The sequence below is a fragment of the Erwinia sp. CGal63 genome (assembly GCF_037026505.1).
In the GTDB taxonomy this organism is placed as follows: Bacteria; Pseudomonadota; Gammaproteobacteria; order Enterobacterales; family Enterobacteriaceae; genus Erwinia.
The window spans coordinates 268,515-292,633 of record NZ_JAKUMN010000005.1 but is presented as its reverse complement, the minus strand read 5'-3'; the positions used below and the strand labels follow the sequence as shown (position 1 = coordinate 292,633).

General features: G+C 53.3%; 19 protein-coding genes. 8 read left to right on the top strand and 11 right to left on the bottom strand.

Translation table 11 applies throughout. The annotated features are described in order from the left end of the window. Positions 1-297: 297 nt before the first annotated feature. On the top strand, positions 298-1,584 hold the full coding sequence (locus MKZ79_RS16515) for an HlyD family secretion protein (RefSeq protein WP_336143663.1): 1,287 nt from the start codon (positions 298-300) through the stop codon (positions 1,582-1,584). Then, entirely contained in the window at positions 1,577-3,673 is a 2,097-nt protein-coding gene (locus MKZ79_RS16510) for a peptidase domain-containing ABC transporter (protein WP_336143662.1), read from the top strand. Before MKZ79_RS16515 ends, MKZ79_RS16510 begins: the two co-directional genes overlap by 8 nt. Before the next feature lie 52 nt (positions 3,674-3,725). Here the strand turns inward: MKZ79_RS16510 and MKZ79_RS16505 are convergent, their stop codons facing one another. From MKZ79_RS16505 to rpmH, 10 genes are all read right to left on the bottom strand, one after another. Then, positions 3,726-4,325, bottom strand: a complete 600-nt coding sequence (locus MKZ79_RS16505) for a response regulator transcription factor (RefSeq protein ID WP_336143661.1) — start codon at positions 4,323-4,325, stop codon at positions 3,726-3,728. Positions 4,326-4,447: 122 nt separating this feature from the next. Next, the gene (locus MKZ79_RS16500; RefSeq protein ID WP_336143660.1) at positions 4,448-5,458 is read right to left on the bottom strand and encodes a fimbrial protein; all 1,011 of its coding nucleotides are present in this window, start codon (positions 5,456-5,458) and stop codon (positions 4,448-4,450) included. A gap of 41 nt (positions 5,459-5,499) precedes the next feature. After that, positions 5,500-8,031 carry a fimbria/pilus outer membrane usher protein gene (locus tag MKZ79_RS16495; RefSeq protein WP_336143659.1) on the bottom strand — a complete coding sequence of 844 codons (2,532 nt, stop codon included), beginning with the start codon at positions 8,029-8,031 and terminating at the stop codon, positions 5,500-5,502. A gap of 52 nt (positions 8,032-8,083) precedes the next feature. Further along, positions 8,084-8,818, bottom strand: coding sequence for a fimbrial biogenesis chaperone (locus MKZ79_RS16490; protein WP_336143658.1), 735 nt, complete (start codon positions 8,816-8,818; stop codon positions 8,084-8,086). A 48-nt stretch (positions 8,819-8,866) separates the two neighbouring features. Beyond that, positions 8,867-9,400, bottom strand: coding sequence for a fimbrial protein (locus MKZ79_RS16485; protein ID WP_336143657.1), 534 nt, complete (start codon positions 9,398-9,400; stop codon positions 8,867-8,869). Between the two features lie 484 nt (positions 9,401-9,884). After that, positions 9,885-11,249: a tRNA uridine-5-carboxymethylaminomethyl(34) synthesis GTPase MnmE gene (gene mnmE, locus MKZ79_RS16480; RefSeq protein WP_336143656.1), complete on the bottom strand. Its 1,365-nt coding sequence runs from the start codon at positions 11,247-11,249 to the stop codon at positions 9,885-9,887. 92 nt (positions 11,250-11,341) lie between these two features. Then, entirely contained in the window at positions 11,342-12,985 is a 1,644-nt protein-coding gene (gene yidC, locus MKZ79_RS16475) for a membrane protein insertase YidC (RefSeq protein WP_336143655.1), read from the bottom strand. Between the two features lie 11 nt (positions 12,986-12,996). Beyond that, positions 12,997-13,245 carry a membrane protein insertion efficiency factor YidD gene (yidD, locus tag MKZ79_RS16470; protein WP_147200474.1) on the bottom strand — a complete coding sequence of 83 codons (249 nt, stop codon included), beginning with the start codon at positions 13,243-13,245 and terminating at the stop codon, positions 12,997-12,999. Further along, positions 13,209-13,568, bottom strand: a complete 360-nt coding sequence (gene rnpA / locus MKZ79_RS16465; RefSeq protein ID WP_336143653.1) for a ribonuclease P protein component — start codon at positions 13,566-13,568, stop codon at positions 13,209-13,211. The genes yidD and rnpA overlap by 37 nt, the downstream gene beginning before the upstream one ends. Before the next feature lie 17 nt (positions 13,569-13,585). Continuing rightward, positions 13,586-13,726, bottom strand: coding sequence for a 50S ribosomal protein L34 (gene rpmH, locus MKZ79_RS16460; protein ID WP_003849659.1), 141 nt, complete (start codon positions 13,724-13,726; stop codon positions 13,586-13,588). 602 nt (positions 13,727-14,328) lie between these two features. Between rpmH and dnaA the strand changes: the two genes are divergently transcribed. The 4 genes from dnaA to gyrB all read left to right on the top strand — a co-directional run bounded on the left by dnaA (position 14,329) and on the right by gyrB (position 20,445). Next, positions 14,329-15,714: a chromosomal replication initiator protein DnaA gene (dnaA, locus tag MKZ79_RS16455; protein WP_336143649.1), complete on the top strand. Its 1,386-nt coding sequence runs from the start codon at positions 14,329-14,331 to the stop codon at positions 15,712-15,714. Positions 15,715-15,718: 4 nt separating this feature from the next. Beyond that, positions 15,719-16,819, top strand: coding sequence for a DNA polymerase III subunit beta (dnaN, locus tag MKZ79_RS16450; protein WP_336143648.1), 1,101 nt, complete (start codon positions 15,719-15,721; stop codon positions 16,817-16,819). Positions 16,820-16,933: 114 nt separating this feature from the next. Beyond that, positions 16,934-18,019 (top strand): DNA replication/repair protein RecF, encoded by a 1,086-nt coding sequence (gene recF / locus MKZ79_RS16445; protein ID WP_336143647.1) that lies wholly within the window; start codon positions 16,934-16,936, stop codon positions 18,017-18,019. A gap of 17 nt (positions 18,020-18,036) precedes the next feature. Then, positions 18,037-20,445, top strand: a complete 2,409-nt coding sequence (gyrB, locus tag MKZ79_RS16440) for a DNA topoisomerase (ATP-hydrolyzing) subunit B (RefSeq protein WP_336143645.1) — start codon at positions 18,037-18,039, stop codon at positions 20,443-20,445. A gap of 65 nt (positions 20,446-20,510) precedes the next feature. On the opposite strand, the gene MKZ79_RS16435 is transcribed toward gyrB, so the two are convergent. Beyond that, positions 20,511-21,113: a helix-turn-helix transcriptional regulator gene (locus tag MKZ79_RS16435; RefSeq protein ID WP_336143643.1), complete on the bottom strand. Its 603-nt coding sequence runs from the start codon at positions 21,111-21,113 to the stop codon at positions 20,511-20,513. 266 nt (positions 21,114-21,379) lie between these two features. On the opposite strand from MKZ79_RS16435, the gene yidA reads away from it, so the two are divergent. After that, complete coding sequence (gene yidA / locus MKZ79_RS16430; protein ID WP_336143641.1) at positions 21,380-22,189, top strand: sugar-phosphatase; 810 nt, start codon at positions 21,380-21,382, stop codon at positions 22,187-22,189. Positions 22,190-22,491: 302 nt separating this feature from the next. Continuing rightward, entirely contained in the window at positions 22,492-24,075 is a 1,584-nt protein-coding gene (locus MKZ79_RS16425) for a GmrSD restriction endonuclease domain-containing protein (RefSeq protein WP_336143640.1), read from the top strand. Positions 24,076-24,119 lie beyond the last annotated feature (44 nt).

Sequence of the window (24,119 nt, the reverse complement as noted above, 5' to 3'; positions counted from 1 at the left end):
AATGGTCATTCTGAGCGGTCTGAACGCGTTTCCCTGTTCTGCTGGCGCGTTTAAGGCCGACGCTTATTTTTGGTAATATCTGGTATTATTTATATAAATAGCATCCTGTTTATAATTTAATTTAATTAAGAAAAACGCACTTAATCCGAAGTGACGCGGCGAAAAATAAATTGAAGTTGATAATGGCAGCGGAAATAGTGTAATTTCCTCACCCAGGCAGGGAAAGCCGGGTTTTATTTTATTCATGGCGCAGCGTGATTTAAATAAATCCTCTTATAATCAAACGCGAAGAGCATTATGGAAAAAAAACCTTTATTTCGCATGGAAGCGGTGCAGCATTTGAAAACAAGATGGTTGGGCAAGGCGCTACTGACCTCGGGCTATCCGGCCTGGCTGGTCGCGGCGACTTCATTGCTGTTTTTTGTTCTGCTGGTCGCTTTTGTTGTCTTCGGCACCTTTACCCGTCGTATTAACGTTAACGGCGAAATTATCTCTTTGCCGCACGCGATTACCATATTTGCGCCCCAGCAGGGGTTTATTACTAAAAGCTGGGCCGCAACTGGCGATCGGGTTAAAAAAGGCGATCGGCTTTACCAGATCGACGTCAGCCGAATAACCTCGACCGGCAACGTCAGCGCTCGCTCGGTTGACGCCATCAATCAGCAGATCGCGCTATCGGAAACCATTATTGAGCGGCTGCAGAAAAACAAAGCCGCCACGCTGAGGAATTTGCAGCATCAGCTCGATCAGTACCGCGCGGCGCATCAAAAATCGCTGGAGCTGGTTTCCGAAGCGGGAAAAGGGCTGAACGGTATGCGTCAAAGCATGACCGATTACCGAGGCTACCTTCGTAAAGGCTTAATTAATCAGGAACAGTTCGCCAACCAGCGCTATCTCTTCTATCAGCAGCAGAACGCCTGGCAGAGCCTGAATACTCAGGTTATTCAGGAGTCTCTGCAGATCAGCAGCCTGGAGAGCGAGCTGCTGACGAAAGGCATCGAATATGACAACCAGATTTCGCAATATCAGGCTCAGCGCAGCGATTTAATGCGCCAGCTGGCGGAAGTGGATGCCAGCGGCACGCTGTTTATCAACGCGCCCAGCGACGGCAAAATTGAAAGTATGAGCGTGACGGAAGGACAGATGGTCAGCGTGGGCGACAGCCTGGCGCAGCTAACGCCATTCAGCAGCAACCGCTACTACCTGATGCTGTGGCTACCCGACACCAGCGTGCCCTACGTCCATCCGGGCGACGCCATCAATCTGCGCTATGAAGCTTTCCCCTTTGAAAAGTATGGGCAGTTTCCGGGTCACATCCTTTCTATTTCCAACGTGCCGGCCTCCTATCAGGAGATGGGGAAATACAACACGCTGCCCCGCACCGACGGCGTTATTGAGCCTTACTACAAAGTGATAGTGGCGCTTGAAGAAAGCCGCTTCAGCTACCAGGGCAAGCCGCTGGCGCTTTCCAGCGGCATGAAGGCCCAGGCCACGCTGTTCCTGGAAAAACGTCCTCTCTGGCAGTGGATGCTGTCGCCTTACTATGACCTCAAGAAAAGCATTAGCGGGCCTGTAAATGAATGAATCCCTGTTTAAAGATATCCTGCATCGCCTGAATTTCAGCTTCCGGCGCAAGGTTCCCGTCGTGCTGCAAACCGAAGCGGCGGAATGCGGTCTGGCCTGCCTGGTCATGGCCTGTCGCTACCACGGCATGGATATAGACCTGTTTAACCTGCGCAGCCGGTTCGGCGTCTCCTCGCACGGCGCGACGCTGGCCGTGCTGATTGATATCGGCAGGCAGCTGAAGCTGAAAACCCGGCCGCTGGCGCTGGATCTCGACGAACTCAAACAGCTGAAAACGCCCTGTTTGCTGCACTGGGACATGAGCCATTTCGTGGTGCTGGTCGCTGTTAAAGGCTCTCGCTTCATTCTGCACGATCCGGCCTTTGGCCGCCGTGTAGTGGGACTGGCGGAGATGTCGCAGCACTTCTCCGGCGTGGCGCTGGAGCTTTGGCCGGACAGCGAGTTCAGCCGCATCAAACAGCGCAGCAGCCTGAGTTTCCGCGCCATGATGAAAAACATCAGCGGGCTGCCGGGTTTTCTGACCAAGATTTTTTGCCTGTCGCTGGTGATTGAGGCGGTAAACCTGCTGATGCCGGTAGGAACGCAGCTGGTAATGGACCACGTGATCATTTCAGAAGATCACAATCTGCTGGCGCTTATCTGTATCGGGCTGCTCGGCTTTATCCTGTTTCGCGCCTTTGTCAGTATGCTGCGCGCGTGGACGTCGCTGGTGATGGGATCGCTGATCGACGTGCAGTGGAAAGCCGGCATGTTCGACCATCTGCTGAACCTGCCGCTCAACTACTTCGAAAAACGCAAGCTTGGCGATATTCAGTCCCGCTTCGGCTCGCTGGACACTATCCGCACCACGCTGACCAGCAGCATCGTGAACGGCATCATCGATTCGCTGATGTCGATAGGCGTCTTTGTCATGATGTTTCTCTATGGCGGCTGGCTGGTCTGGGTGGTGCTGGGCTTTACGCTGCTCTATATGCTGCTTCGCCTGGCGACCTATCAGCGCTACCGGCAGGCGCAGGAGGAACAAATCGTCAAAGGCGCGCGAGCCAGCTCGCATTTTATGGAAAGTCTCTACGGCATCGGCACGCTGAAAGCGTTGGGCATTACCGCCAAGCGCGCGCAGTTCTGGCTTAACCTGAACATCGACACCACTAACGCCAATATTCGCCTCACCAAGCTGGATTTACTCTTTGGCGGCGTAAACACCTTTATCAGCACCATCGACCAGGTGGTGATCCTGTGGCTTGGCGCTTCAATGGTTATCGACGGGCAGATGACGCTGGGGATGTTTGTCGCATTTAACGCCTATCGCGGCCAGTTCTCCGATCGCGCCGCCAGCCTGATCAACATGGTGCTGCAGCTGAAAATGCTGGCGCTGCACAGCGACAGGGTCGCTGATATCGTGTTTACCGATCCGGAAGAGAGCCAGCCTGGCCGCGCGCTGGCGGTGGCGGAAGAGCCCGCCAGCTTTGAAGTACGCGGCGTGGCCTATCAGTATGACAAGCTGTCGAAACCGATCTTCAGCGGACTTGATATCAGCGTCGCCGCCGGTGAGAGCGTAGCGATTGTCGGGCCGTCCGGCGTGGGGAAAACCACGCTGATGAAGGTGATGACGGGTTTACTGGCGCCTACGGAAGGCGAGATTCTGATCAACGGCCTGAATATCGCCAATATCGGCCTGAATAATTATCGGGAATGCATCGCCTGCGTACTGCAGGAAGATAAGCTTTTCGCCGGTTCTATTGCGGAAAATATCGCCAGCTTTGATGGCGAGAGAGACATGGAGCGCATTGTCCGCTGCGCGATGGACTGCAATATTCATGACGAAATAATGGCTATGCCAATGGGCTACGAAACGCTGATCAGCGAGCTGGGCGGCAGCCTCTCCGGCGGGCAGAAACAGCGTTTGCTGATTGCCCGCGCGCTCTACCGGCGGCCTAATATTCTCTTCCTGGATGAGGCAACCAGTCATCTGGATCTGGCTAACGAGGCGCATATCAACGCTTCGGTGGCGGCGCTAAAGATCACCCGCATCTTTATCGCTCATCGGCCGTCGACCATTGCCAGCGCCGATCGGGTAGTGGAGCTATAAGTTTGGGCTTCGTCAGAAGCGCTGAAAGCGCGGCGGCCCTCTCCGGCCGCGCCTAAATCAGTTTTTCTGAAAAGGCGTACTTAATCAGATCCGATGTGGACTGCAGCAGCAACTTGCGCATAGCGTTATATTTTTGCGTGGAAACCGTGCTGACGCTGCGCTGGCGCAGTTTAGCGATATCGCTAAGGCTGTGTCCCTGAGCGATTTTTCGAATCACCTCCACTTCCGCCAGGGTCAGCCTGTCCTTCGCGGCCGTTTTCTCCATCGGCGTGAGCAAGCGGCGTATGCCTGAGGAGATATAGGGCTGCTTGCCTTCCGCAAACAGATGCGTCAGCGCGCTGGTCAGCTCTTCGCCTTCATCATATTTACTGACTACGCCTGCGACCGGGTATTTTAATATTCCCTGTAAAATTGCTATGTTGCGCTGCGAAGTTAATATAATCAATTTTAGCGTTGGAAATTTCTGCGTAATACTTTTGATCTTCTCAATGCCGTCAAAAGAAAAATCGGCGCTTCCGCATGAATATTCGGTAATAAGTATATCGACCGGCTTAGCGGCAAGGCTCTGCATAAGAAGAACGCCTTCAATCGGGAAAGTGACGATCTCCGCCTGCGCAGAGAAGCAGGCGAGATAATCCCTTTCGGATCGCATTATAAAAGGGCTCTCGTCCGATAATGCTATTTTATATTTTTTCATCTAACGTCCCTTTAGTGAGCAAATTTAAAATATCATTGGCTTTCAACGCGGTAATTTAAAAACGGCCAGGCGTTTCGCTACTGATAGCTAATGGTCCAGGTTACCAGGCTGTTTGCCGTGCCGGCGGTTATCTTTTCGCCTGTCTGATAGTAGCGGGCGTAAAACGGTACTTTTATCATCGGCGAAGAGAGCGGAAAGGAAGCGACGCTGAAAGGCGTGCCTGACACCACAGGCTCTTTATCACCATTTAAAAGCTGCACGCCGACGTTGGCCGCACGGCTGTTTTCCGTCAGCGCGAAGACGCCTTTGTCTGCGAAACCCGGCACCGGCGTGCCGTTAAATTGCATCATGACGTCGAAAGAGCCGGAAAGCAGCGCTTCGCAGTTGAGCGTCAGGGCGAAAGCCGTCGTCGTGCCGGTAGCCCCCATGCCTGCTCCCAGGCCGTGCCGGCTCAGGGAATGGCTTCCCAGCGTTACCGTCAGATTGTTCATGCCGACCGTCGAGCAGGTTTCGTCCCTGACGGTAATGCCGGCGTGAGTATTCACGGCATAGAATTTCAGATCTGTACCGGCCGCTTCCGAACCAATATCAAAAATATTCAGTTTTTCCCTCGCAGCGGGTTCAGTCATGGAAGTGGAGGTTTTCACGATTTGAAAAGGCACGCTCAGCGTTACCGTATTGCAGAAGCTTTCGGCCTCACCGTTTGCGCAGGCGCCGACCCGTTTTCCCGTAGCGATAGTTTCAACATTGGTGCCCAGGCTGCCGCCGTAGCCGGTATAAAGCGTCAGGCCGTAACCCAGCTCGCCGCTTTCAATCTGCTTACGCTTGAAATAGAGCTCAGCAGCCCTGTCGCCGTAGCGCTGCGGATCGTTCAGCCTGCAGCGCAAAGCGATATTCATATTGCCGCTATAGAGCACGGTGCCTGGCGGAATCCCGGCGGAAAGATAGAGATTAAGCGAGCTGAAATCGAGCGCCGTATCCGTATCAGTTTTACTGCAATCCAGCCTGAGATCGTCTGCGGCCTGCGCGCCAGCCGCTGCCAGGCAGCAAAGTAGCGCCATCGTCGCTTGTCGTTGTCGTCTGGTCAAAATAGTCCCTCGATCGTTGCAATATCCCTTTGTCAGGCCGACTAAGGATTAGCGGTTCGTTCCTGAACACACTGCTTACTGAACTGCTCCAGCCTGCTGCTTTCTGACTTCTCCAGCTCGCTGGCGGTCAGAGTAATGCTGCAGCTGCTCTTCTGGCTACGCCCCCAAACGACCAGGAGTCTGGCCTGATCTTTATCGAGGCGGAAGTAAAGCTGGCCGCCCTGCATAACCGTGGCCAGCGAGCGGCCCTCTTCATCCTTAACTTCTGCGCCAAAGGGCAATGGGCTGCCGTCGGCCAGCGTGGCCCGAAGTAAGACAGGGCGGCCCGATACCGATTTATAACTCACTTTCATGATGGCGCCCTCAACGGGCACCACGCGCTGCGAGGTCTGCGTCAGCTCCACGTCGGCGGAAATGCCTTTAGGGTCCAGGCTCAGCTCGTTTATTTTGTAGGGCATAAGGTTGGGAACAATGGCGTGACCGCCGCTGTCCAGCACGATATCGGGATAGCCTGAAATCGTGGCGCCTTCCGCATGTTCCGCACTGACTACTGCCAGCGTGGTTGTCTGATAAGCGCTGAGCGTGAGACTATCCGCCATCAGCACCATTGAGCCGCTGAGGCCGCCGGAAGCGGAATAATAACCGTCGCCCTGGGTATAGGCCATCTGCATCGAAGTCCAGGGGCTACGGTAACTGCCGCTGAAGTTGCCGGCATAGTTATTCGTGCTATCTCTGCTTACGCCAACGTTATAGGAATACTGACTGGCGCTGCCCAGGGTGCCATGAATTGAGCTTTGCGCTCGGGTTCCCTCGCGGGCGTGAGTTGCAGAGCCGCTGAAATAGTGGTGCTGGCTTTGCGACAGGCCGCCAAGCGGTATGGAAAAATCCACGGTAAAGGTCGTTTCCGCCGCTTCGAGGGCATAGAAAACCCGTCTTGCGCTCAGGTTGTAGAGCACCCGCTCGATATGGCCGCCGTAGCCCAGCTGAAATTGGGTGTTGGTGCCGCCTTTGCGCCAGTAACTTTGCCGGTAAGCCGAGGCGTAAAAGCTGCCGTAGCGGGTGCCTAACGGCTGGGTGAAGGTAAGCGCAATCCGCTCTTTAACGGGGGTGTGCTCGTAGTCTTCGCGGCCTCTTTTTACGTAGTTATTAATATGGATCGCATCGTTATAGCTGAAGTAGCCAGCCGAGGAGCGGGAAAACGTCAGGGAAATATCGGTTTCGGTAGCGGCGACTTTTTTGTTCCAGCTGGTGCGGAAATTGAGCCCTCGTTCTTTTTTGTCGCCATATTCGGTGCGCGCGCCGGTCATGTCGACGGAAAAGGCGCCAATCGGCAGGCCAACTGCGGCGCCCAGCAGCAGAGAAGTCGCGTTATCGGTGGCCTGAACGCCGCTATAGCCGGTAAACGCATTACTGATGCCATGCTGTACGGTGGCCTGAAAAATTTTGGGCTTATACACCAGGTTATCGATGCGCGAAACGCCGGCGGTAAGCGAGTAAGAGGACATACCGGGCCGTTTGAGTCCGGCTAAAGAGGTATAGGGAACAGAAAAATATTTTTCCCTGCCGTCCGCCTCTTTTATCGTTACGTTTAAATCGCCGCCGTAGCCGGTGGGATAGAGATCGTTGATAACGAAGGCGCCTGGCGAAACGGTGGTTTCGTAAAGTTTCGTGCCGTTCTGGCTGACGGTGACCTGAGCGGTAGAGTCAGCCACGCCGCTGATTTGCGGCGCGTAGCCGCGTAAGGAATCGGGCCACATCTGCTCGACGCTTGAGAGCTGCACACCGCGAAACGCAAGCGTGTCGAACAGCTCGCCGGTGGTATTTCCTTCACCGAGCAGCAGGCGTGATTTTAGCGGCGGAATATCTTTCTGAATATAGGTGGCGATACCTTCGTAATAACGGTCGTTAGCCGACTGATTTTGCCAGTTAAAGGAACCCTCGTGGCGAAACATCCAGCCGTAAAAATTCAATCCCAGTAGCGTTCTGGCATAGGCGGAGTCATATTGCAGGTTTGGGGTAACGGAGCGGTAAGCGTTGGCGTTGTAGCTGAAATTTAACGCGTTCGCGCCGGTTTCCCACATTTCGGGCGCGACAAAGCCGCGAGCGTTGCGAACCAGACTGGCCTGGGGCAGCGTGATATCCATGCGCAGCTCGGCGGTATTCAGCTGCATTTTGCCTGTATCGAACAGCTCTGCGAAAGAGACGCAGTTTTGCTCATCGGCGACCGCCTGCTGTTTCTCCTCCGACAGCGCTTCTTTCAGCGGAAGCTTGTTCAACAGGCGCCCCGGAAAACAGGTTTTAACGCCGTCGGCAGCCTGAATCACCCTGATTTCCTCCATGCCGAAGCGCTCGCCATTGAGATAAATATCCAGGCTATAGTTTCCCGGATCGACAGGGTTTCCTTTCGAGAAGCGGGAAAGATCGCTATTCAGGCCGGTCATCCCTTTTAAAAAGGAGGCGTTAAAAGTGGCGCGGTCGGGCTCGTCAGCATAAATCTGCCGTGAAAGAAGCAAAGCGAAAAGCATCAGGCAGGCAGCGCCGCCGGCTGCTTGTTTTCCCTCGAAGCTGATCATTTTTTTATCCTTAACAAAGGCTTCTTTTACAGGTATCGGGCGAAGAGCGATATTAGTGTGAAAGCGTGGTCTCTACCTTCCTGGCGCTACCGTAATCATCAATGTAGGTGTACTCGATCTTATCCTGCGCTTTTAAGCTTTTAACCTTGCCGAGCGTAAACGTCTGCGATTCACCGGGAGCGATCATTAGCCCCTTAACGCTGCTGTAGGTTTTACCGGTCGCATCCCTGACGGTAACGGAGGCAACGTTTACGTGATAAGGAGAGCGGTTATCGCCGGAAAGCGTATTGCCGTTGCCGTTTTGTCGCCAGACGATATTTTTGGCCGCGAGATTAGCGTCTTCGCTATTCATACCGCGCGGGCGATAAAATATCTTTATTCTGCTTCTGATCGCCATCTGCAGCTTGTTTTTATCGGCGGTACTCTCATCGGTTGGCGGAATATCCAGCACGTTCAGCCAGAAAACTGACTCTTTATCGGCAGGCAGATTATCACCGGTAAACATAAGCCGCAGCGTCTGACTGCCGTGCGCTTCTATCCTGGAAACCGGCGGCATCAGGACAAAGGGAACGCGAATTTCATCCAGCGGCTGGTTCGCATCGCCACTATCAATCCAGCTCTGCACCAGCGCAGGCAGAACGCCTTTATTTTGCAGACGTACGGTAATCTCCTTTTCACCAGCCGGATAAATAACGCGCGTACCGGTAATGGTTACGCTGGCTAAAACAGGTGTTATCGTTAATGACGCGATAAAAATAGCGATAGCGGGTTTAATAACTGACAGCATAAAGGTTCCGTTAAATGGGGGAGGATCTCCCCCATTGTTTTCAGACTATCAGAGATAGGCAATAGAGTAGGTAACGGAAGTGGTCACCGTACCTGCCGTAGCTGCGCCAGTCGCGTAGTAACGGGCGGTATAGCTTAAAGAAGCATTTCCATTAGCATCAATTACCGCTGCAGAAGAGGAATCAGCTTGCTGGGCGTCACCTGCTTTAATGACTTTATTATTAACATCCACTAACTCCAGAGCAACGTTCGTTGCGTTACCGTTATTAATGAGTCGGCCATTCTCATCTACGGTGCCGCCTGCTTCAAAGAAAGCATAAGCGCCATCTTTGGTAAGATCACAATTAGCCAGGTCAATTGTAAAAGGCGTTTCACCTGCGGTGGTGCCGGCAGTGGCCAGCTGAGAAGTGGCTACGGCAGGCAGGTCAACAGTAAAGTCGCTGCTACCGGCAGGATTGACTTCGCAGGTTTGGTTGATGACTTCACCATTGAAAGTAATTGTACCGTCAGAGGCGCTGGCGTTAAAAGCCGTCAGTGCAGCGATTGCGGAGAGAGTAGAGATGAGGGTCTTTTTCATATTCATATACCATCCTTTGTTAATTAAGTTAAATAACGCGATAAAGGGCGTCAGCCTGTTTTACAAAAAACAGCTCTTACTGCCGGCGAAAAAATTATTTAAACAGTATGAGGTGACCAATATTACCCAAAGTGATGAATATATAAAAAACGTGCGGGAAGTAAAAAGCGCAGCACGCAAGTTGATCTACCAATAATTTATAGAGTTATTGCTGTTTTTACCAAAAGCGTCTTATTTATGATTTGTATAAATTAGCATCCGTTTAATAATGCACAGACATTACCTTCAGGTAAGCGGCATTTAAATCGTAAAACATCCATTATTTAACCTGAGTGATAATTAAATTTAATTTTTAGTAATATTCCGAACTCTTTTAACTTGCAAAAGAAAAGTTAGTTTAATTTTTACTTAATAGAAGAAAGGAAGGGGATTGAGCAATTGCGATAAAGGAAGAGTGACGGCGCCCGTTTCAGGGCGCCCTGGCAGGAAGTTATTTACCGATACAAAAACTGGAGAAGATGCGGCCCAGCAGATCATCGGAGGTGAACTCGCCGGTGATCTCGCTTAAGCAATGCTGCGCCACGCGCAGCTCTTCCGCCAGCAGTTCGCCCGCTTTAGCGCCCAGCAGCTGCTCCTTGCCCTGAAGTAAGTGAGTGGCTGCTAGCTCCAGCGCCTGAAGATGGCGTCGACGTGCCAGGAAGCCGCCTTCGGTATTGCCGGCAAAGCCCATCGCCGCTTTAAGGTGGTCGCGCAGCACGTCGATGCCTTCACCGGTACGTGCCGAAAGGCGAATAAGTGAGTGATTGTTCACTTCTGTTATTCCCAGCGTTTCGCCGGTAGCATCCGCTTTATTACGTACCACGGTAATCGGCAGGCTGGCGGGCAGTCGGGCGATAAAGTCCGGCCATATTTCCGCCGGCTCCGTTGCGTCTGTGGTGGTGCCGTCGACCATAAACAGCACGCGGTCGGCCTGCTCGATTTCGTGCCAGGCGCGCTCAATACCAATCCTTTCCACTTCGTCGCCCGCTTCGCGCAGGCCAGCGGTATCGATAATATGCAGCGGCATCCCGTCGATATGAATGTGCTCGCGCAGCACGTCGCGTGTGGTGCCGGCAATATCGGTGACGATCGCCGCTTCTCGTCCAGCCAGCGCGTTCAGCAGGCTGGATTTTCCGGCGTTAGGCCGACCGGCGATAACAACTTTCATGCCTTCACGCAGCAGGCTGCCCTGACGCGCCTCCGCGCGCACGCCGTCCAGCTCGGCGATAACCTGATTGAGCTGCGCTTCGATTTTGCCGTCCGACAGAAAATCGATCTCTTCATCCGGGAAGTCGATTGCCGCTTCCACATAGATTCGCAGGTGAGTGAGCGCTTCCACAAGCGCGTTGACCCGCAGCGAAAAGGCGCCCTGTAGAGAGTTCAGCGCCGAACGGGCCGCCTGCTCTGAACTGGCGTCAATCAGATCGGCGATAGCTTCGGCCTGCGCCAGGTCGAGCTTGTCGTTAAGGAAAGCGCGCTCGGAAAACTCGCCGGGACGCGCGATGCGCAGACCGGGAATAGCCACAATGCGTTTGAGCAGCAAGTCCAGAATGACCGGGCCGCCGTGGCCCTGCAGTTCCAGCACGTCTTCGCCGGTAAAGGAGTTCGGGCCAGGGAACCAGAGCGCAATCCCCTGATCCAGCGTGCTGCCGTCGGCGTCGCGAAAGGGCAGATAGTCGGCGTAGCGGGGCTTCGGCAGCTTACCCAACAGCGTCTGGGCCACCTCGGCGGCTTTGGAACCGGAAACGCGCAGAATGCCCACGCCGCCGCGGCCTGGCGGCGTCGCCTGGGCGACGATAGTCTCGCTATGACTCATGTTCGACTCTCTTTTTAAGGCAAAAAAATAAGGCGGTCATTGACCGCCTTACATAATAACGATTGTCCGCGCCGTTGGCGACGGAGCGCCCGTTAAGCTTTCTTCTTGTCGCGGCTGTGCAGACCGCGTTTTTCCAGCCCGCGGTAGATCAGCTGCTGCTGCAGAATGGTCACCAGGTTGCTGACGATGTAGTACAGCACCAGACCAGACGGGAACCACAGGAAGAACACGGTGAAGATGACCGGCATAAAGGTCATGATCTTCTGCTGCATCGGGTCGGTCACGGTGGTTGGCGACATCTTCTGGATGAAGAACATCGTCACGCCCATCAGGATCGGCAGGATGTAGTACGGGTCTTGTGCAGACAGGTCATGGATCCACAGCGCAAACGGTGCGTGACGCAGTTCGATGGAGCCCATCAGCATATAGTAGAGCGCCAGGAAGATCGGCATCTGGATAACCAGCGGCAGACAGCCGCCCAGCGGGTTCACTTTCTCCGCCTTATACAGCGCCATCATCTCCTGACTCATACGCTGCTTGTCGTCGCCTAAGCGCTCGCGCATCGCCTGAATCTTCGGCTGCAGCATACGCATTTTCGCCATCGAGGTGTACTGCGCTTTGGTCAGCGGGTACATGATGCCGCGCACGATAAAGGTGATAACGATAATGGAGAAGCCCCAGTTACCGATAAAGCTGTGCAGGAACTTCAGCAGCTTAAACAGCGGCTGCGAGATAAACCATAGCCAGCCGTAGTCGACGGTCAGGTCCAGATGCGGCGCGATAGCGGCCATCTTATCCTGAATTTCCGGGCCGACCCACAGCGTGGCGTTGAGGTTCTGCTGCGCGCCTGGCGCAACGGAAACCGGCGAGGATTTATAACCGACAGCGGCGACGCCATTACCCAGATTGCTGGTGTAAAGCGTGTTGGCGCCGTTAGTACGAGGTACCCAGGCGGTAGCGAAGTACTGCTGCAGCATAGCGACCCAACCGTTGTTGGTGCTGACGTTCAGGTTCTCGTTATCGCTGATTTTGTCGAACTTGTACTTTTCGTAGTTGGTTTCGCTGCTGGAGTAAGCCGCGCCACGGAAGGTGTGCAACGCAAAGTTGTTGCTGCCGGTATCGCGGTGCTTAGGCAGATCGATAGTCTGCTTCAGCTGACCGAACATCGCCACTTCCAGCGGTTGCTGCGTGGTGTTGTTGATCTGGTAATCCACGTCGATAGCAAACTCGCCGCGCTTCAGCACAAACGTCTTGGTATAGGTCGCGCCGTTTTCCGCCGTGAAGGTCAGGGGAATACGCAGCTCGCTCGCGCCATCGGCCAGCTCGAAGCTCTCCTGGGTCGCGGTGTAGAGAGGGCGCGCGCCGTTGGCCGGGTTATCCGGGCCGTTGCGTCCGGTCAGGCCGCTCTGTGCCTGATAGAGAAAGCCTGGCGTGGTTTCCAGCAGCTGGAAAGGCTGTGAAGAACCCAGCTTGTCCGGGTAGGTCAGCAGCTGCGCCTGTTCAATATCGCCACCGCGAGTATTGATCTGTAAAGACAGGACGTCAGTCTTAACGGTGATCGTTTTGCCCTGGCCGCTGGCGGGTACACCCTGGTTTGCGGCATCACCGGCTGCTGTCGTGTTTTGCGTGGTCTGGGTCTGCAGAGGCTGCGGAGCGTGGTCCGTCTGCCAGGCTTGCCAGATCATAAAAGACACGAACAGAAAAGCGATGAGAAAAAGATTGCGTTGCGAATCCATCGTTAATGTTCTCAGTTATCGTCGGTTTTTGGCGGCACCGGATCGTCGCCACCCGGGTTCAAAGGGTGGCATTTTAATACGCGTTTCGTCGTCAACCAACTGCCTTTTACCATGCCAAACCTGCGCAATGCCTCAATACCGTATTGCGAGCAGGTTGGATGGAACCGACAGTGGGGCCCTAAAAGCGGACTGATAACGCGTTGATAAACGCGTATCAGCGCGATCAGGAGCCGCGAGCCAGGCGACAGTGACGACGCCACATCTTCTCCAACGCTTCCATCAGCGCCTGGTTATCCAGATCGGCCACGCCTTTTTTCGCCACCACTACAAAATCCATAGCGGGCAGGTCATGCTGACGCAGGCGAAAGCTTTCGCGGGTCAATCGCTTGATCCGGTTGCGTTCATGCGCGCGCTTGACATGTTTCTTGGCGACGGTAAGACCGATGCGGGGATGCCCCAGCGAGTTCAGGCGGCCGAGGATGGTGATTTGCGGCGTACCGGCTCTTTGTGGCTGCTGGAAGACGAAAGTGAAATGAGTGGGAGTTAACAAACGTAACTCCCTGGGAAATGCGAGCTTAACCACTCAGCGGTTAGCTTTTATTACTTAGAAACGGTCAGACGTGAACGGCCTTTAGCACGACGACGTGCCAGAACCTGACGACCATTTTTTGTTGCCATACGAGCACGGAAACCATGTGAACGGTTGCGCTTCAGTACGGACGGTTGAAAAGTGCGTTTCATGGCGATTTCTACCTAAACTTGGAAAATTTCACTTATTGACGCGCTTGAAAGGTTCGAAAACCGACCGACGCCTCAGTGTATCTTTAATAAAGAGGCGGGATTGTAATAATTGTACAGTCCGGAGTCAATTTACTTCGCTTTTAAAGGCGCGTCTGGTATCCCGTTCGACCGCAAAACCAGCCGGTACGGGCCAGAGCGCAACACGCCGGGGCAGGAATTATACGGGGTCTGGGCTAAAGCGCAAGGATCGTTCAGGATCTTCAGCCGATCTTATTACAAGGCAGTTTCTTAAATAACGTGACGGCGCCTTAAATTTTTAGCTAATGCGAAGGATCCTGCATGTCTTTTGAGCGCGAACGAGTAAACTTGTCCCTGCGCGCTTTGCCCTGTGGATAAATTGGAACAAAACTGTGTAGAAAGTGAAGATCTCTGCGACGCTTTGCGCTATGATCCGCCCTTCCGTTAGCGATCCTCCGGGTCAGTCAGCGGCGGAGAAACCGCGGACAGCGGTTCGTATGTGCGTCATCTGCATGCGTCAACAATGATGAATTTATCGCTTCAGCGCCTTTTTTCTTATCGAATATTTTCGAGTGGAGTCCGCCGTGTCACTTACGCTTTGGCAACAGTGTCTTGCCCGTTTGCAGGATGAACTACCTGCCACCGAATTCAGCATGTGGATACGTCCGCTGCAGGCTGAATTGAACGACAACACGCTGGCCTTGTATGCACCAAATCGCTTTGTGCTCGATTGGGTTCGTGATAAATACCTTAATAATATCAACGGCTTGCTTAATGAATTCTGCGGAGCCGATGCGCCTCTGCTGCGTTTCGAAGTCGGCAGCAAGCCGGTGACGCGGCCGGTCAGCCAGCCGGTGATGAGCAACGCCAGCGCGCCGCCGGCGATGAACCGACCGGCGCCGGTACGTCCAAGCTGGGACAGCATGCCCGCGCCGGCGGAGCTTTCCTATCGCTCGAATGTTAACACCCGGCACAACTTCGATAACTTCGTCGAAGGTAAATCCAACCAGCTGGCGCGCGCGGCCGCTCGCCAGGTCGCGGACAATCCTGGCGGCGCCTACAACCCGCTGTTTCTTTACGGCGGCACCGGCCTGGGGAAAACTCACCTGCTGCACGCTGTGGGTAACGGCATTATGGCGCGCAAGCCCAACGCCAAAGTGGTCTATATGCACTCTGAGCGTTTCGTGCAGGATATGGTGAAGGCGCTGCAGAACAACGCGATTGAAGAGTTCAAGCGCTACTACCGTTCGGTGGACGCGCTGCTGATCGATGACATCCAGTTTTTCGCCAATAAAGAGCGTTCGCAGGAGGAGTTTTTCCATACCTTCAACGCGCTGCTGGAAGGCAATCAGCAGATCATTCTGACTTCGGATCGTTATCCTAAAGAGATCAACGGTGTCGAGGATCGTCTGAAATCCCGCTTCGGCTGGGGCCTGACGGTGGCGATCGAGCCGCCGGAACTGGAAACCCGCGTGGCGATCCTGATGAAAAAAGCGGATGAAAACGATATCCGCCTGCCGGGCGAGGTCGCCTTCTTTATTGCCAAGCGTCTGCGCTCTAACGTGCGCGAGCTGGAAGGGGCGCTGAACCGCGTGATCGCCAACGCCAACTTTACCGGCCGCGCTATCACCATCGATTTCGTGCGCGAAGCGCTGCGCGATCTGCTGGCGCTGCAGGAGAAGCTGGTCACCATCGACAATATCCAGAAAACGGTGGCGGAATATTACAAAATCAAGGTAGCCGATCTGCTTTCCAAGCGGCGTTCGCGCTCCGTCGCGCGTCCTCGCCAGATGGCGATGGCGATGGCGAAAGAGCTGACCAACCACAGCTTGCCGGAAATCGGCGATGCTTTCGGGGGTCGTGACCACACTACGGTGCTGCATGCCTGTCGTAAAATCGAACAGCTGCGTGAAGAGAGTCACGATATTAAAGAAGATTTCTCAAATCTAATCAGAACATTATCTTCCTGACGCTATGAAATTTATTGTTGAACGTGAGCACTTACTTAAACCCTTGCAGCAGGTCAGCAGCCCGCTGGGCGGCCGCCCGACGCTGCCCATCCTCGGCAATCTGCTTTTACAGGTTAACGACGGCAGCCTGCTGCTGACGGGAACGGATCTGGAAATGGAGATGGTGGCCCGCGTCGCGCTGACGCAGGATCACGAGCCGGGCGCGACCACCGTGCCGGCGCGCAAGTTTTTCGATATCTGCCGCGGCCTGCCCGAAGGCGCGGAGATCACCGTGGTGCTGGATGGCGAAAGAATGCTGGTGCGCTCCGGCCGCAGCCGTTTTTCCCTCTCCACGCTGCCCGCCAGCGACTTCCCGAACCTGGATGACTGGCAGAGCGAGGTAGAATTTACGCTGCCGCAGGCGACAATGAAGCGCCTGATCGAAGCTACGCAGTTCTCTATGGCCCATCAGGACGTGCGTTACTACCTGAACGGTATGCTGTTCGAAACGGAAGGTGAAGAGCTGCGCACCGTCGCTACCGACGGCCATCGTCTGGCGGTCTGCTCCATGCCGGTAGGCCAGTCGCTGCCGAACCACTCGGTGATCGTGCCGCGCAAGGGCGTCATTGAGCTGGTGCGCCTGCTGGACGGCGGCGAGACGCCGCTACAGGTGCAGATCGGCAGCAATAATATTCGCGCGCACGTCGGCGACTTTATCTTTACCTCCAAGCTGGTGGATGGTCGCTTCCCGGACTATCGTCGCGTGCTGCCGAAAAATCCGGACAAAACGCTGGATGCTGGTTGCGATCTGCTGAAGCAGGCTTTCTCCCGCGCGGCTATTCTCTCTAACGAGAAGTTCCGTGGCGTTCGCCTCTATATCAGCGAAAATCAGCTGAAAATCACCGCTAACAACCCGGAGCAGGAAGAGGCGGAAGAGATTCTGGATGTCACCTATGGCGGCACCGATCTCGAAATCGGTTTTAACGTCAGCTACGTGCTGGACGTGCTTAACGCGCTGAAGTGCGAGAACGTGCGCCTGTTGCTGACCGACTCCGTTTCCAGCGTGCAGATCGAAGACGCGGCCAGCCAGAGCGCGGCCTACGTCGTGATGCCAATGCGCTTGTAACGGCGCAGTTTGACCCCATATAGCAGTAAGGCGCGTCGCGTTATGGCGCGCCGTTTGGGGTCTGTTATCGGGTATACTCTGCCCTGTCTCCGTCACGCCCCGGATGTGTTCTGAATGGCTTTAACCCGCCTGCTTATCAAAGATTTTCGCAATATCGAAAACGCCGATCTGGCGCTGGCGCCCGGCTTCAATTTTTTGGTCGGCGCCAACGGCAGCGGCAAAACCAGCGTGCTGGAAGCGATCTACACGCTCGGCCACGGCCGCGCCTTCCGTAGCCTACAGGCGGGCAGAGTGATCCGCCACGACCAGGACGCTTTCGTGCTGCATGGCCGCATTGAGGGCGCGGAGCGCGAAACCACCGTCGGCCTGACCAAAAACCGCGCAGGCGACAGCAAGGTGCGGGTTGACGGCACCGACGGCCATAAGGTGGCCGAGCTGGCGCAGATGCTGCCGATGCAGCTGATCACGCCGGAAGGCTTCACGCTGCTTAACGGCGGCCCCAAATACCGGCGCGCCTATATCGACTGGGGCTGTTTCCACAACGAACGCGGCTTTTTTACCGCCTGGAGCAACCTGCGGCGGCTGCTGAAGCAGCGTAACGCGGCGCTGCGCCAGGTGACGCGCTATCAGCAGATCCGCGCCTGGGATCAGGAGCTGGCGCCGCTGGCGGAACAGATCAGCCAGTGGCGCGCCGCCTATAGCGAAGCCATCGCCGAAGACATCACCGCCACCTGCGCGCAGTTTCTGCCGGAGTTTGCGCTGAACTTCTCCTTCCAGCGCGGCTGGGATAAAGAGACAGACTATCGCGATCTGCTGGAGCGCCAGTTTGAGCGGGATCGCGCCTTAACCTATACCGCCAGCGGCCCGCACAAGGCGGACTTTCGCATTCGCGCCGACGGCACGCCGGTGGAAGATTTGCTGTCACGCGGCCAGTTAAAGCTGCTGATGTGCGCCCTGAGACTGGCGCAGGGTGAGTTTCTCACCCGACAGAACGGGCGACGCTGCCTGTATCTGATAGATGATTTTGCCTCCGAGCTGGATGAGACGCGGCGCCAACTGCTGGCCTCGCGCTTAAAAGCCACGCACGCCCAGGTTTTCGTTAGCGCTATCAGCGCTGAGCATGTGTTCGATATGGCTGACGAAAAGGGCAAGATGTTCCACGTGGAACAGGGTAAAATAGCGGTTCAACCTGAAGATTAAACGAGCGAGAAACGTTGATGTCGAATTCTTATGACTCCTCAAGTATCAAAGTTCTGAAAGGGCTGGATGCGGTACGCAAGCGCCCGGGTATGTATATCGGCGATACGGATGACGGCACCGGTCTGCACCATATGGTATTCGAGGTTGTGGACAACGCCATCGACGAAGCCCTCGCAGGTCACTGTAAAGACATTCTGGTCACTATCCACGCGGACAACTCGGTTTCCGTACAGGATGACGGCCGCGGCATTCCGACCGGCATTCATGAAGAAGAAGGCGTTTCCGCTGCGGAAGTGATCATGACCGTGCTGCACGCGGGCGGCAAATTCGATGACAACTCCTATAAAGTTTCCGGCGGTCTGCATGGCGTAGGCGTTTCGGTTGTTAACGCCCTGTCGGAAAAGCTGGAGCTGACTATCCGCCGTGAAGGCAAAGTGCATCAGCAGGTCTACGTTCACGGTGTGCCGCAGGCGCCGCTGCACGTGACGGGCGAAACCGATCTGACCGGTACGCGCGTGCGCTTCTGGCCAAGCCACGAAACCTTCACCAACGTTACCGAGTTCGAGTATGAGATCCTGGCGAAACGCCTGCGCGAGCTGTCGTTCCTGAACTCCGGCGTCTCTATCAAGCTGGAAGACAAGCGCGACGGCAAGAACGATCACTACCATTACGAAGGCGGCATCAAGGCGTTTGTGGAGTACCTGAACCGCAACAAAACGCCTATCCATCCTAACGTGTTCTATTTCTCCACCGAGAAAGACGGTATCGGCGTGGAAGTGGCGCTGCAGTGGAACGACGGTTTCCAGGAAAATATCTACTGCTTCACCAACAATATCCCGCAGCGCGACGGCGGTACGCACCTGGCCGGCTTCCGTGCGGCGATGACGCGTACCCTGAACGCCTATATGGATAAAGAAGGCTACAGCAAGAAAGCGAAAGTCAGCGCCACCGGCGACGATGCCCGCGAAGGCCTCATCGCCGTGGTATCCGTCAAGGTGCCGGATCCGAAGTTCTCCTCACAGACCAAAGATAAGCTGGTTTCCTCCGAGGTAAAATCGGCGGTGGAGCAGCAGATGAACGAGCTGCTGGCGGAGTACCTGCTGGAAAATCCGGGCGACGCTAAAATCGTGGTCGGCAAAATTATCGATGCGGCTCGCGCTCGTGAAGCGGCGCGTCGCGCACGTGAGATGACTCGTCGTAAAGGCGCGTTGGATCTGGCCGGCCTGCCGGGCAAGCTGGCGGACTGTCAGGAACGCGATCCGGCGCTGTCGGAAATCTACCTGGTGGAAGGGGATTCCGCAGGCGGTTCCGCCAAGCAGGGCCGTAACCGTAAAAACCAGGCGATCCTGCCGCTGAAGGGTAAAATCCTGAACGTGGAAAAAGCGCGCTTCGACAAGATGCTCGCCTCGCAGGAAGTCGCGACGCTGATTACCGCGCTGGGCTGCGGCATCGGCCGCGATGAATATAACCCGGACAAGCTGCGTTACCACAGCATCATCATCATGACCGATGCGGACGTGGACGGCTCGCATATTCGTACGCTGCTGCTGACCTTCTTCTATCGTCAGATGCCGGAAATCATCGAGCGCGGTCACGTCTATATCGCGCAGCCGCCGCTGTATAAAGTGAAAAAAGGCAAGCAGGAGCAGTACATCAAGGATGACGAAGCGATGGATCAGTATCAGATCGCTATCGCGCTGGATGGCGCAACGCTGCACGCCAACGCTGATGCGCCTGCGCTGGGCGGCGAGCAGCTGGAAAACCTGGTTGCCGAGTTCAACAGCACCCGCAAGATGATTAAACGCATGGAGCGCCGTTATCCGCTGGCGCTGCTGAATTCGCTTATCTACCATCCGACGCTGAGCGACATCTCCGCTGAGGCGCCGGTTCAGCAGTGGCTTGACGAGCTGGTGGCGCGCCTGAACGAAAACGAGCAGCACGGCAGCACCTATGCGGGCGTAGTGCGTGAGAACCGCGAGCTGCATATTTTCGAGCCTGTGGTGCGTATCCGTACTCACGGCGTTGATACCGACTATCCGCTGGACAGCGAATTTGTCTCCGGTGGCGAATACCGCAAGATCTGTACGCTGGGCGAGAAGCTGCGCGGCCTGATCGAGGAAGACGCCTATATTGAGCGCGGCGAGCGCCGTCAGCCGGTCGCTAACTTCGAGCAGGCGATGGACTGGCTGGTGAAAGAGTCGCGTCGCGGCCTGTCGGTACAGCGCTACAAAGGTCTGGGCGAAATGAACCCGGAGCAGCTGTGGGAAACCACCATGGATCCGGACAGCCGCCGCATGATGCGCGTAACGGTGAAGGATGCAATTGCCGCCGATCAGCTGTTTACCACGCTGATGGGCGATGCGGTCGAGCCGCGCCGCGCCTTTATCGAAGAAAATGCGCTGAAAGCCGCCAATATCGATATCTGACGGCTTCTGAAAACCGGGCGCGTCCCCGGTTAAAAACACAAGGCAGATCTTTCGATCTGCCTTTTTTAATTTTTGTGCGGTGTGCAGTCTTTATAAACGTACTGATAAAACTCGCTGTTGTTGTTGATCCCCAGCTTGCGCATGATGGCGCGTTTATGGGTACTGATCGTTTTGACGCTTAGCTGGGTCACACGGGAGATATCAGTCAGCGACAGGCCTTGCTGAATATATTTCAATACCATTGTCTGCTGCCTGCTCAACATATTGTCCCGAGGCAGGCGGTGAGGCTGAAGGTGCGAAAACGGCGACGGTGGGAAAAGCGCGGAGGTTTGACTACTGAACAGGCTGGCAAGCCGCGTTGCCGCTTCCTTTTTACTTAAGCTGATATGATGTTCTGGCCGCCAGCTCCGTTTGCCTCTGCGATACTGCGCCGCCAGGAAAATGGTGACGACACGATCCTGATTTCCCGGCCCGTTGAGGTGGCCAAAACCCCACTCTTTCTCCTCCAGCGTATCGGTAATAACGATATCCGGCAGCAGTAGCGACTGGTTTTTCTCGGCAATCATAAATACGGGCCGACTTTTCATCTCTGGCCGCCACGCCTGGGATATCAGCTCAATCGCGCCCGAAATAAAAAACCGATCCCGGCTGACAATCATTATATTCATCGTGTTCCTCCATGAATGATGTGCCGTCAGTTTGACATGATTAATTTTAAACCACACTACCTGTGTGATTTTTTATAGCTGTTGCCTGTTATTCCGATCAAAACTAAAGCGTTGTTTCCTGTTTTCACACTACCAAAGCGCCAGGGCCGGCTGAGTTTTCAGAATATCTGGCGCCTGACATCCGGAATTAGCGGCTATGATTCGTCTGGTCACTGCTGACTGAATCGCGTTAGCATAAGAGAAACCCTTAGCCCTGAGAGGAAGTTATGGCGATAAAACTGATTGCGATTGATATAGACGGCACGTTGCTTAATCCTCAGCACGAGGTTACGCCCGCCGTCAAGCGAGCTATTGGCGCGGCTCGCGACAAGGGGATCGCTATCGTGCTGGCGAGTGGCCGCCCGTTTATCGGCGTGGAGCGCTACCTGATGGAGCTGGATCTGCAGCGGGAAGGACAGTACTGCATCACCAACAACGGCGCGCTGGTGCAAAAAGCGGCCTCCGGCGACTGCGTGGCGGAAGTGACGCTGAACTTCGACGACTACCTCTACGTGGAAAAACTGGCGCGCGAGCTGGGCGTGCATTTCCAGGCGCTGACGAAATCGCTGCTGTTCACGCCCAATAAAGACATCAGCGAATACACGGTACATGAAGCTTCGCTGACCGGTATGCCGCTGCGCTACCGTGCGGTAGAAGAGATGGATAAAACCGCCACCTTCCCTAAAGTCATGATGATCGATTCGCCGGAAAAACTGGATGAGGCGATCACGCGCATCCCGCAGGAAGCTTACGATCGCTATACCATTATGAAAAGCTCGCCTTTCTTCCTGGAAGTGCTGAATAAAAAAGTCGATAAAGGCGCGGGCGTTAAGGCGCTGGCCGAGCGGTTAGGACTTTCTCGCGATGAAGTGATGGCGATTGGCGATCAGGAGAACGACCTGGCGATGCTGAAGTTCGCCGGCACTGGCGTGGCGATGGGCAACGGTATCGACGCAGTGAAGGAAGTCGCACAGTTCGTCACCAAAACGAATATGGAAGACGGTGTGGCGCACGCTATCGAGAAGTTCGCATTGTAAAAATATATGAAAGAGTGCCGTTTGCGTCGATAAGGCATTGCAGCGTAGTCGGCACTATATAACTCCTTATAAATTGACATGTTTTAAAAGCTAATACCTGTTTGATAGTTTTATTATCTATAAATTTGTTATAGATCGACTTATTATTCTGTAATTTAAATTTTAAAAGAACAATGAATAGCTTTCTTTCCATAAGATATTCTTTATGGTTTAATGATGCTTGTTATTTAGACAGTAAGTTGTTTTTTCTGATTCTCAGTAAACATAAAAATATCTCATTAATTATGTTAAGGGGGCCATCTATGGCTAGTAAAGCAAATTTAGTTAATCTTGACGCTATGATTGTAAGAGAAGATTTTTCAGCAAAGACAGATAACGATCTAAGCTTTGAATCCATTCAGAATATAGCCATGCGTGATATAGGAATGCTTTCAAATTTATTGAGAAAACCTGATTTTCAAAGGGAGACAAATCATTGGACTCCAGAACAAGTAGCTTCATTACTAAAAAGTTTTGTTACAGGAGATTTGATACCTTCAGTAATTTTATGGAGAAGCTCCTATCTTTTTGTTATTGATGGAGGTCATAGATTAAGTGTGCTGAGGGCTTGGAAAGAAGATGATTATGGTGATGGCCAAATTTCGCAAAAATATTTTGGTAATCGGATCTCAGAAGAGCAAATGAAAATTGCTGAAAAAACTAGAAAGTTAGTTAATGAAACTATAGGGAAGTGGTCTGAAATAGAGAAAAAAATGCAAGATATAAACAATAATGAGGAAGAAAGTAAAAGGCTTGCAAATGTTTATATTCGTGCATTACAGGTGCAATGGGTAAAAGGTGATTCCGATAAAGCTGAATCCTCCTTTTTTAATATAAATAAAAAAGGAACTCCGCTTGATGAAGTTGAAGAAACCTTACTCCGACATAGAAAAAAACCTATATCAATTGCGGCTCGGGCTATAATAAGAGCTGGTAAAGGGCATAGATATTGGTCTTCATTTTCTAGTGATAAAACTAAAAAAGTCGAAGAAATAGCATCGAAGCTTAATATGTCTTTATTTGACCCTGATATAAAATCTCAAATAAAAACTTTAGACCTTCCGTTAGGAGGATCTAGAGGTGTTAGACTAGCTTTAGATATTCTAATTGATCTAATATCGATTGCAATATGTAAAAATGACCTATATCAAAAAGAGTTATCACAGCAGAGCGAAGACCTAGATGGGCAAGAAACTGTTAATGTTTTAGAAAAAACGTTAAAGTTAATTAATTGGGTTACTGGCAATAATAAGGGGAGCTTGGGATTGCATCCTGCAGTTTATTTTTATAGCTCAACTGGCAGGCATGTTAATCCGATGTTTCTCGGTACAGCTTATGTAATAGCTAAAAGACTTAGATTTAATGATAAAGACTTCTTCAAAAGGTTTACGTCTATAAGGTACAATCTTGAAAAGAGTATCATAGATAATAAACCACTTATATCAGCATTAGTAAACAGAGCTGGTCACAAGCAAAGGACGAAATTTTATAGTGAGTTGTTTGAGTCTATGATTAATGTTCTTTTAGAAAAAAAGAAGGGCGATAAAGGAAAGCTTGAGTTTTCTCTTTCTCAAAGTGATATTATAGGTTTATCTCATTTTGATGGGAGTATTCTCTCAGGTTCTAGTCTTAAAACTACAAGTAAGATAAGTGATGATGATAAAAATGCTGTTTTTATTCGTACCGCATTATCTTCATCTATACCTTGTTCTATATGTAGAGGTTATTTGGATCCGTCTAAGTCTGTATCGTACGATCACATTAGAAGAGTGCAAGATGGGGGGAAAGGTACCGCAGATAATACGCAATTAACGCACCCATATTGCAACATGGCTGTAAAGAACTAGTTTTTAAATGTTCAAAAGTACCGAAATGCGGCGCAATGCATTAC

Coding starts and splice junctions, on each gene's coding strand:
- MKZ79_RS16515 (WP_336143663.1), top strand. CDS start 298: ATGGAAAAAAAACCTTTATTTCGCATGGAAGCGGTGCAGCATTTGAAA.
- MKZ79_RS16510 (WP_336143662.1), top strand. CDS start 1,577: ATGAATGAATCCCTGTTTAAAGATATCCTGCATCGCCTGAATTTCAGC.
- MKZ79_RS16505 (WP_336143661.1), bottom strand. CDS start 4,325: ATGCGATCCGAAAGGGATTATCTCGCCTGCTTCTCTGCGCAGGCGGAG.
- MKZ79_RS16495 (WP_336143659.1), bottom strand. CDS start 8,031: ATGATCAGCTTCGAGGGAAAACAAGCAGCCGGCGGCGCTGCCTGCCTG.
- MKZ79_RS16490 (WP_336143658.1), bottom strand. CDS start 8,818: ATGCTGTCAGTTATTAAACCCGCTATCGCTATTTTTATCGCGTCATTA.
- MKZ79_RS16485 (WP_336143657.1), bottom strand. CDS start 9,400: ATGAATATGAAAAAGACCCTCATCTCTACTCTCTCCGCAATCGCTGCA.
- mnmE (WP_336143656.1), bottom strand. CDS start 11,249: ATGAGTCATAGCGAGACTATCGTCGCCCAGGCGACGCCGCCAGGCCGC.
- yidC (WP_336143655.1), bottom strand. CDS start 12,985: ATGGATTCGCAACGCAATCTTTTTCTCATCGCTTTTCTGTTCGTGTCT.
- rpmH (WP_003849659.1), bottom strand. CDS start 13,726: ATGAAACGCACTTTTCAACCGTCCGTACTGAAGCGCAACCGTTCACAT.
- dnaN (WP_336143648.1), top strand. CDS start 15,719: ATGAAATTTATTGTTGAACGTGAGCACTTACTTAAACCCTTGCAGCAG.
- recF (WP_336143647.1), top strand. CDS start 16,934: ATGGCTTTAACCCGCCTGCTTATCAAAGATTTTCGCAATATCGAAAAC.
- gyrB (WP_336143645.1), top strand. CDS start 18,037: ATGTCGAATTCTTATGACTCCTCAAGTATCAAAGTTCTGAAAGGGCTG.
- MKZ79_RS16435 (WP_336143643.1), bottom strand. CDS start 21,113: ATGAATATAATGATTGTCAGCCGGGATCGGTTTTTTATTTCGGGCGCG.
- yidA (WP_336143641.1), top strand. CDS start 21,380: ATGGCGATAAAACTGATTGCGATTGATATAGACGGCACGTTGCTTAAT.
- MKZ79_RS16425 (WP_336143640.1), top strand. CDS start 22,492: ATGGCTAGTAAAGCAAATTTAGTTAATCTTGACGCTATGATTGTAAGA.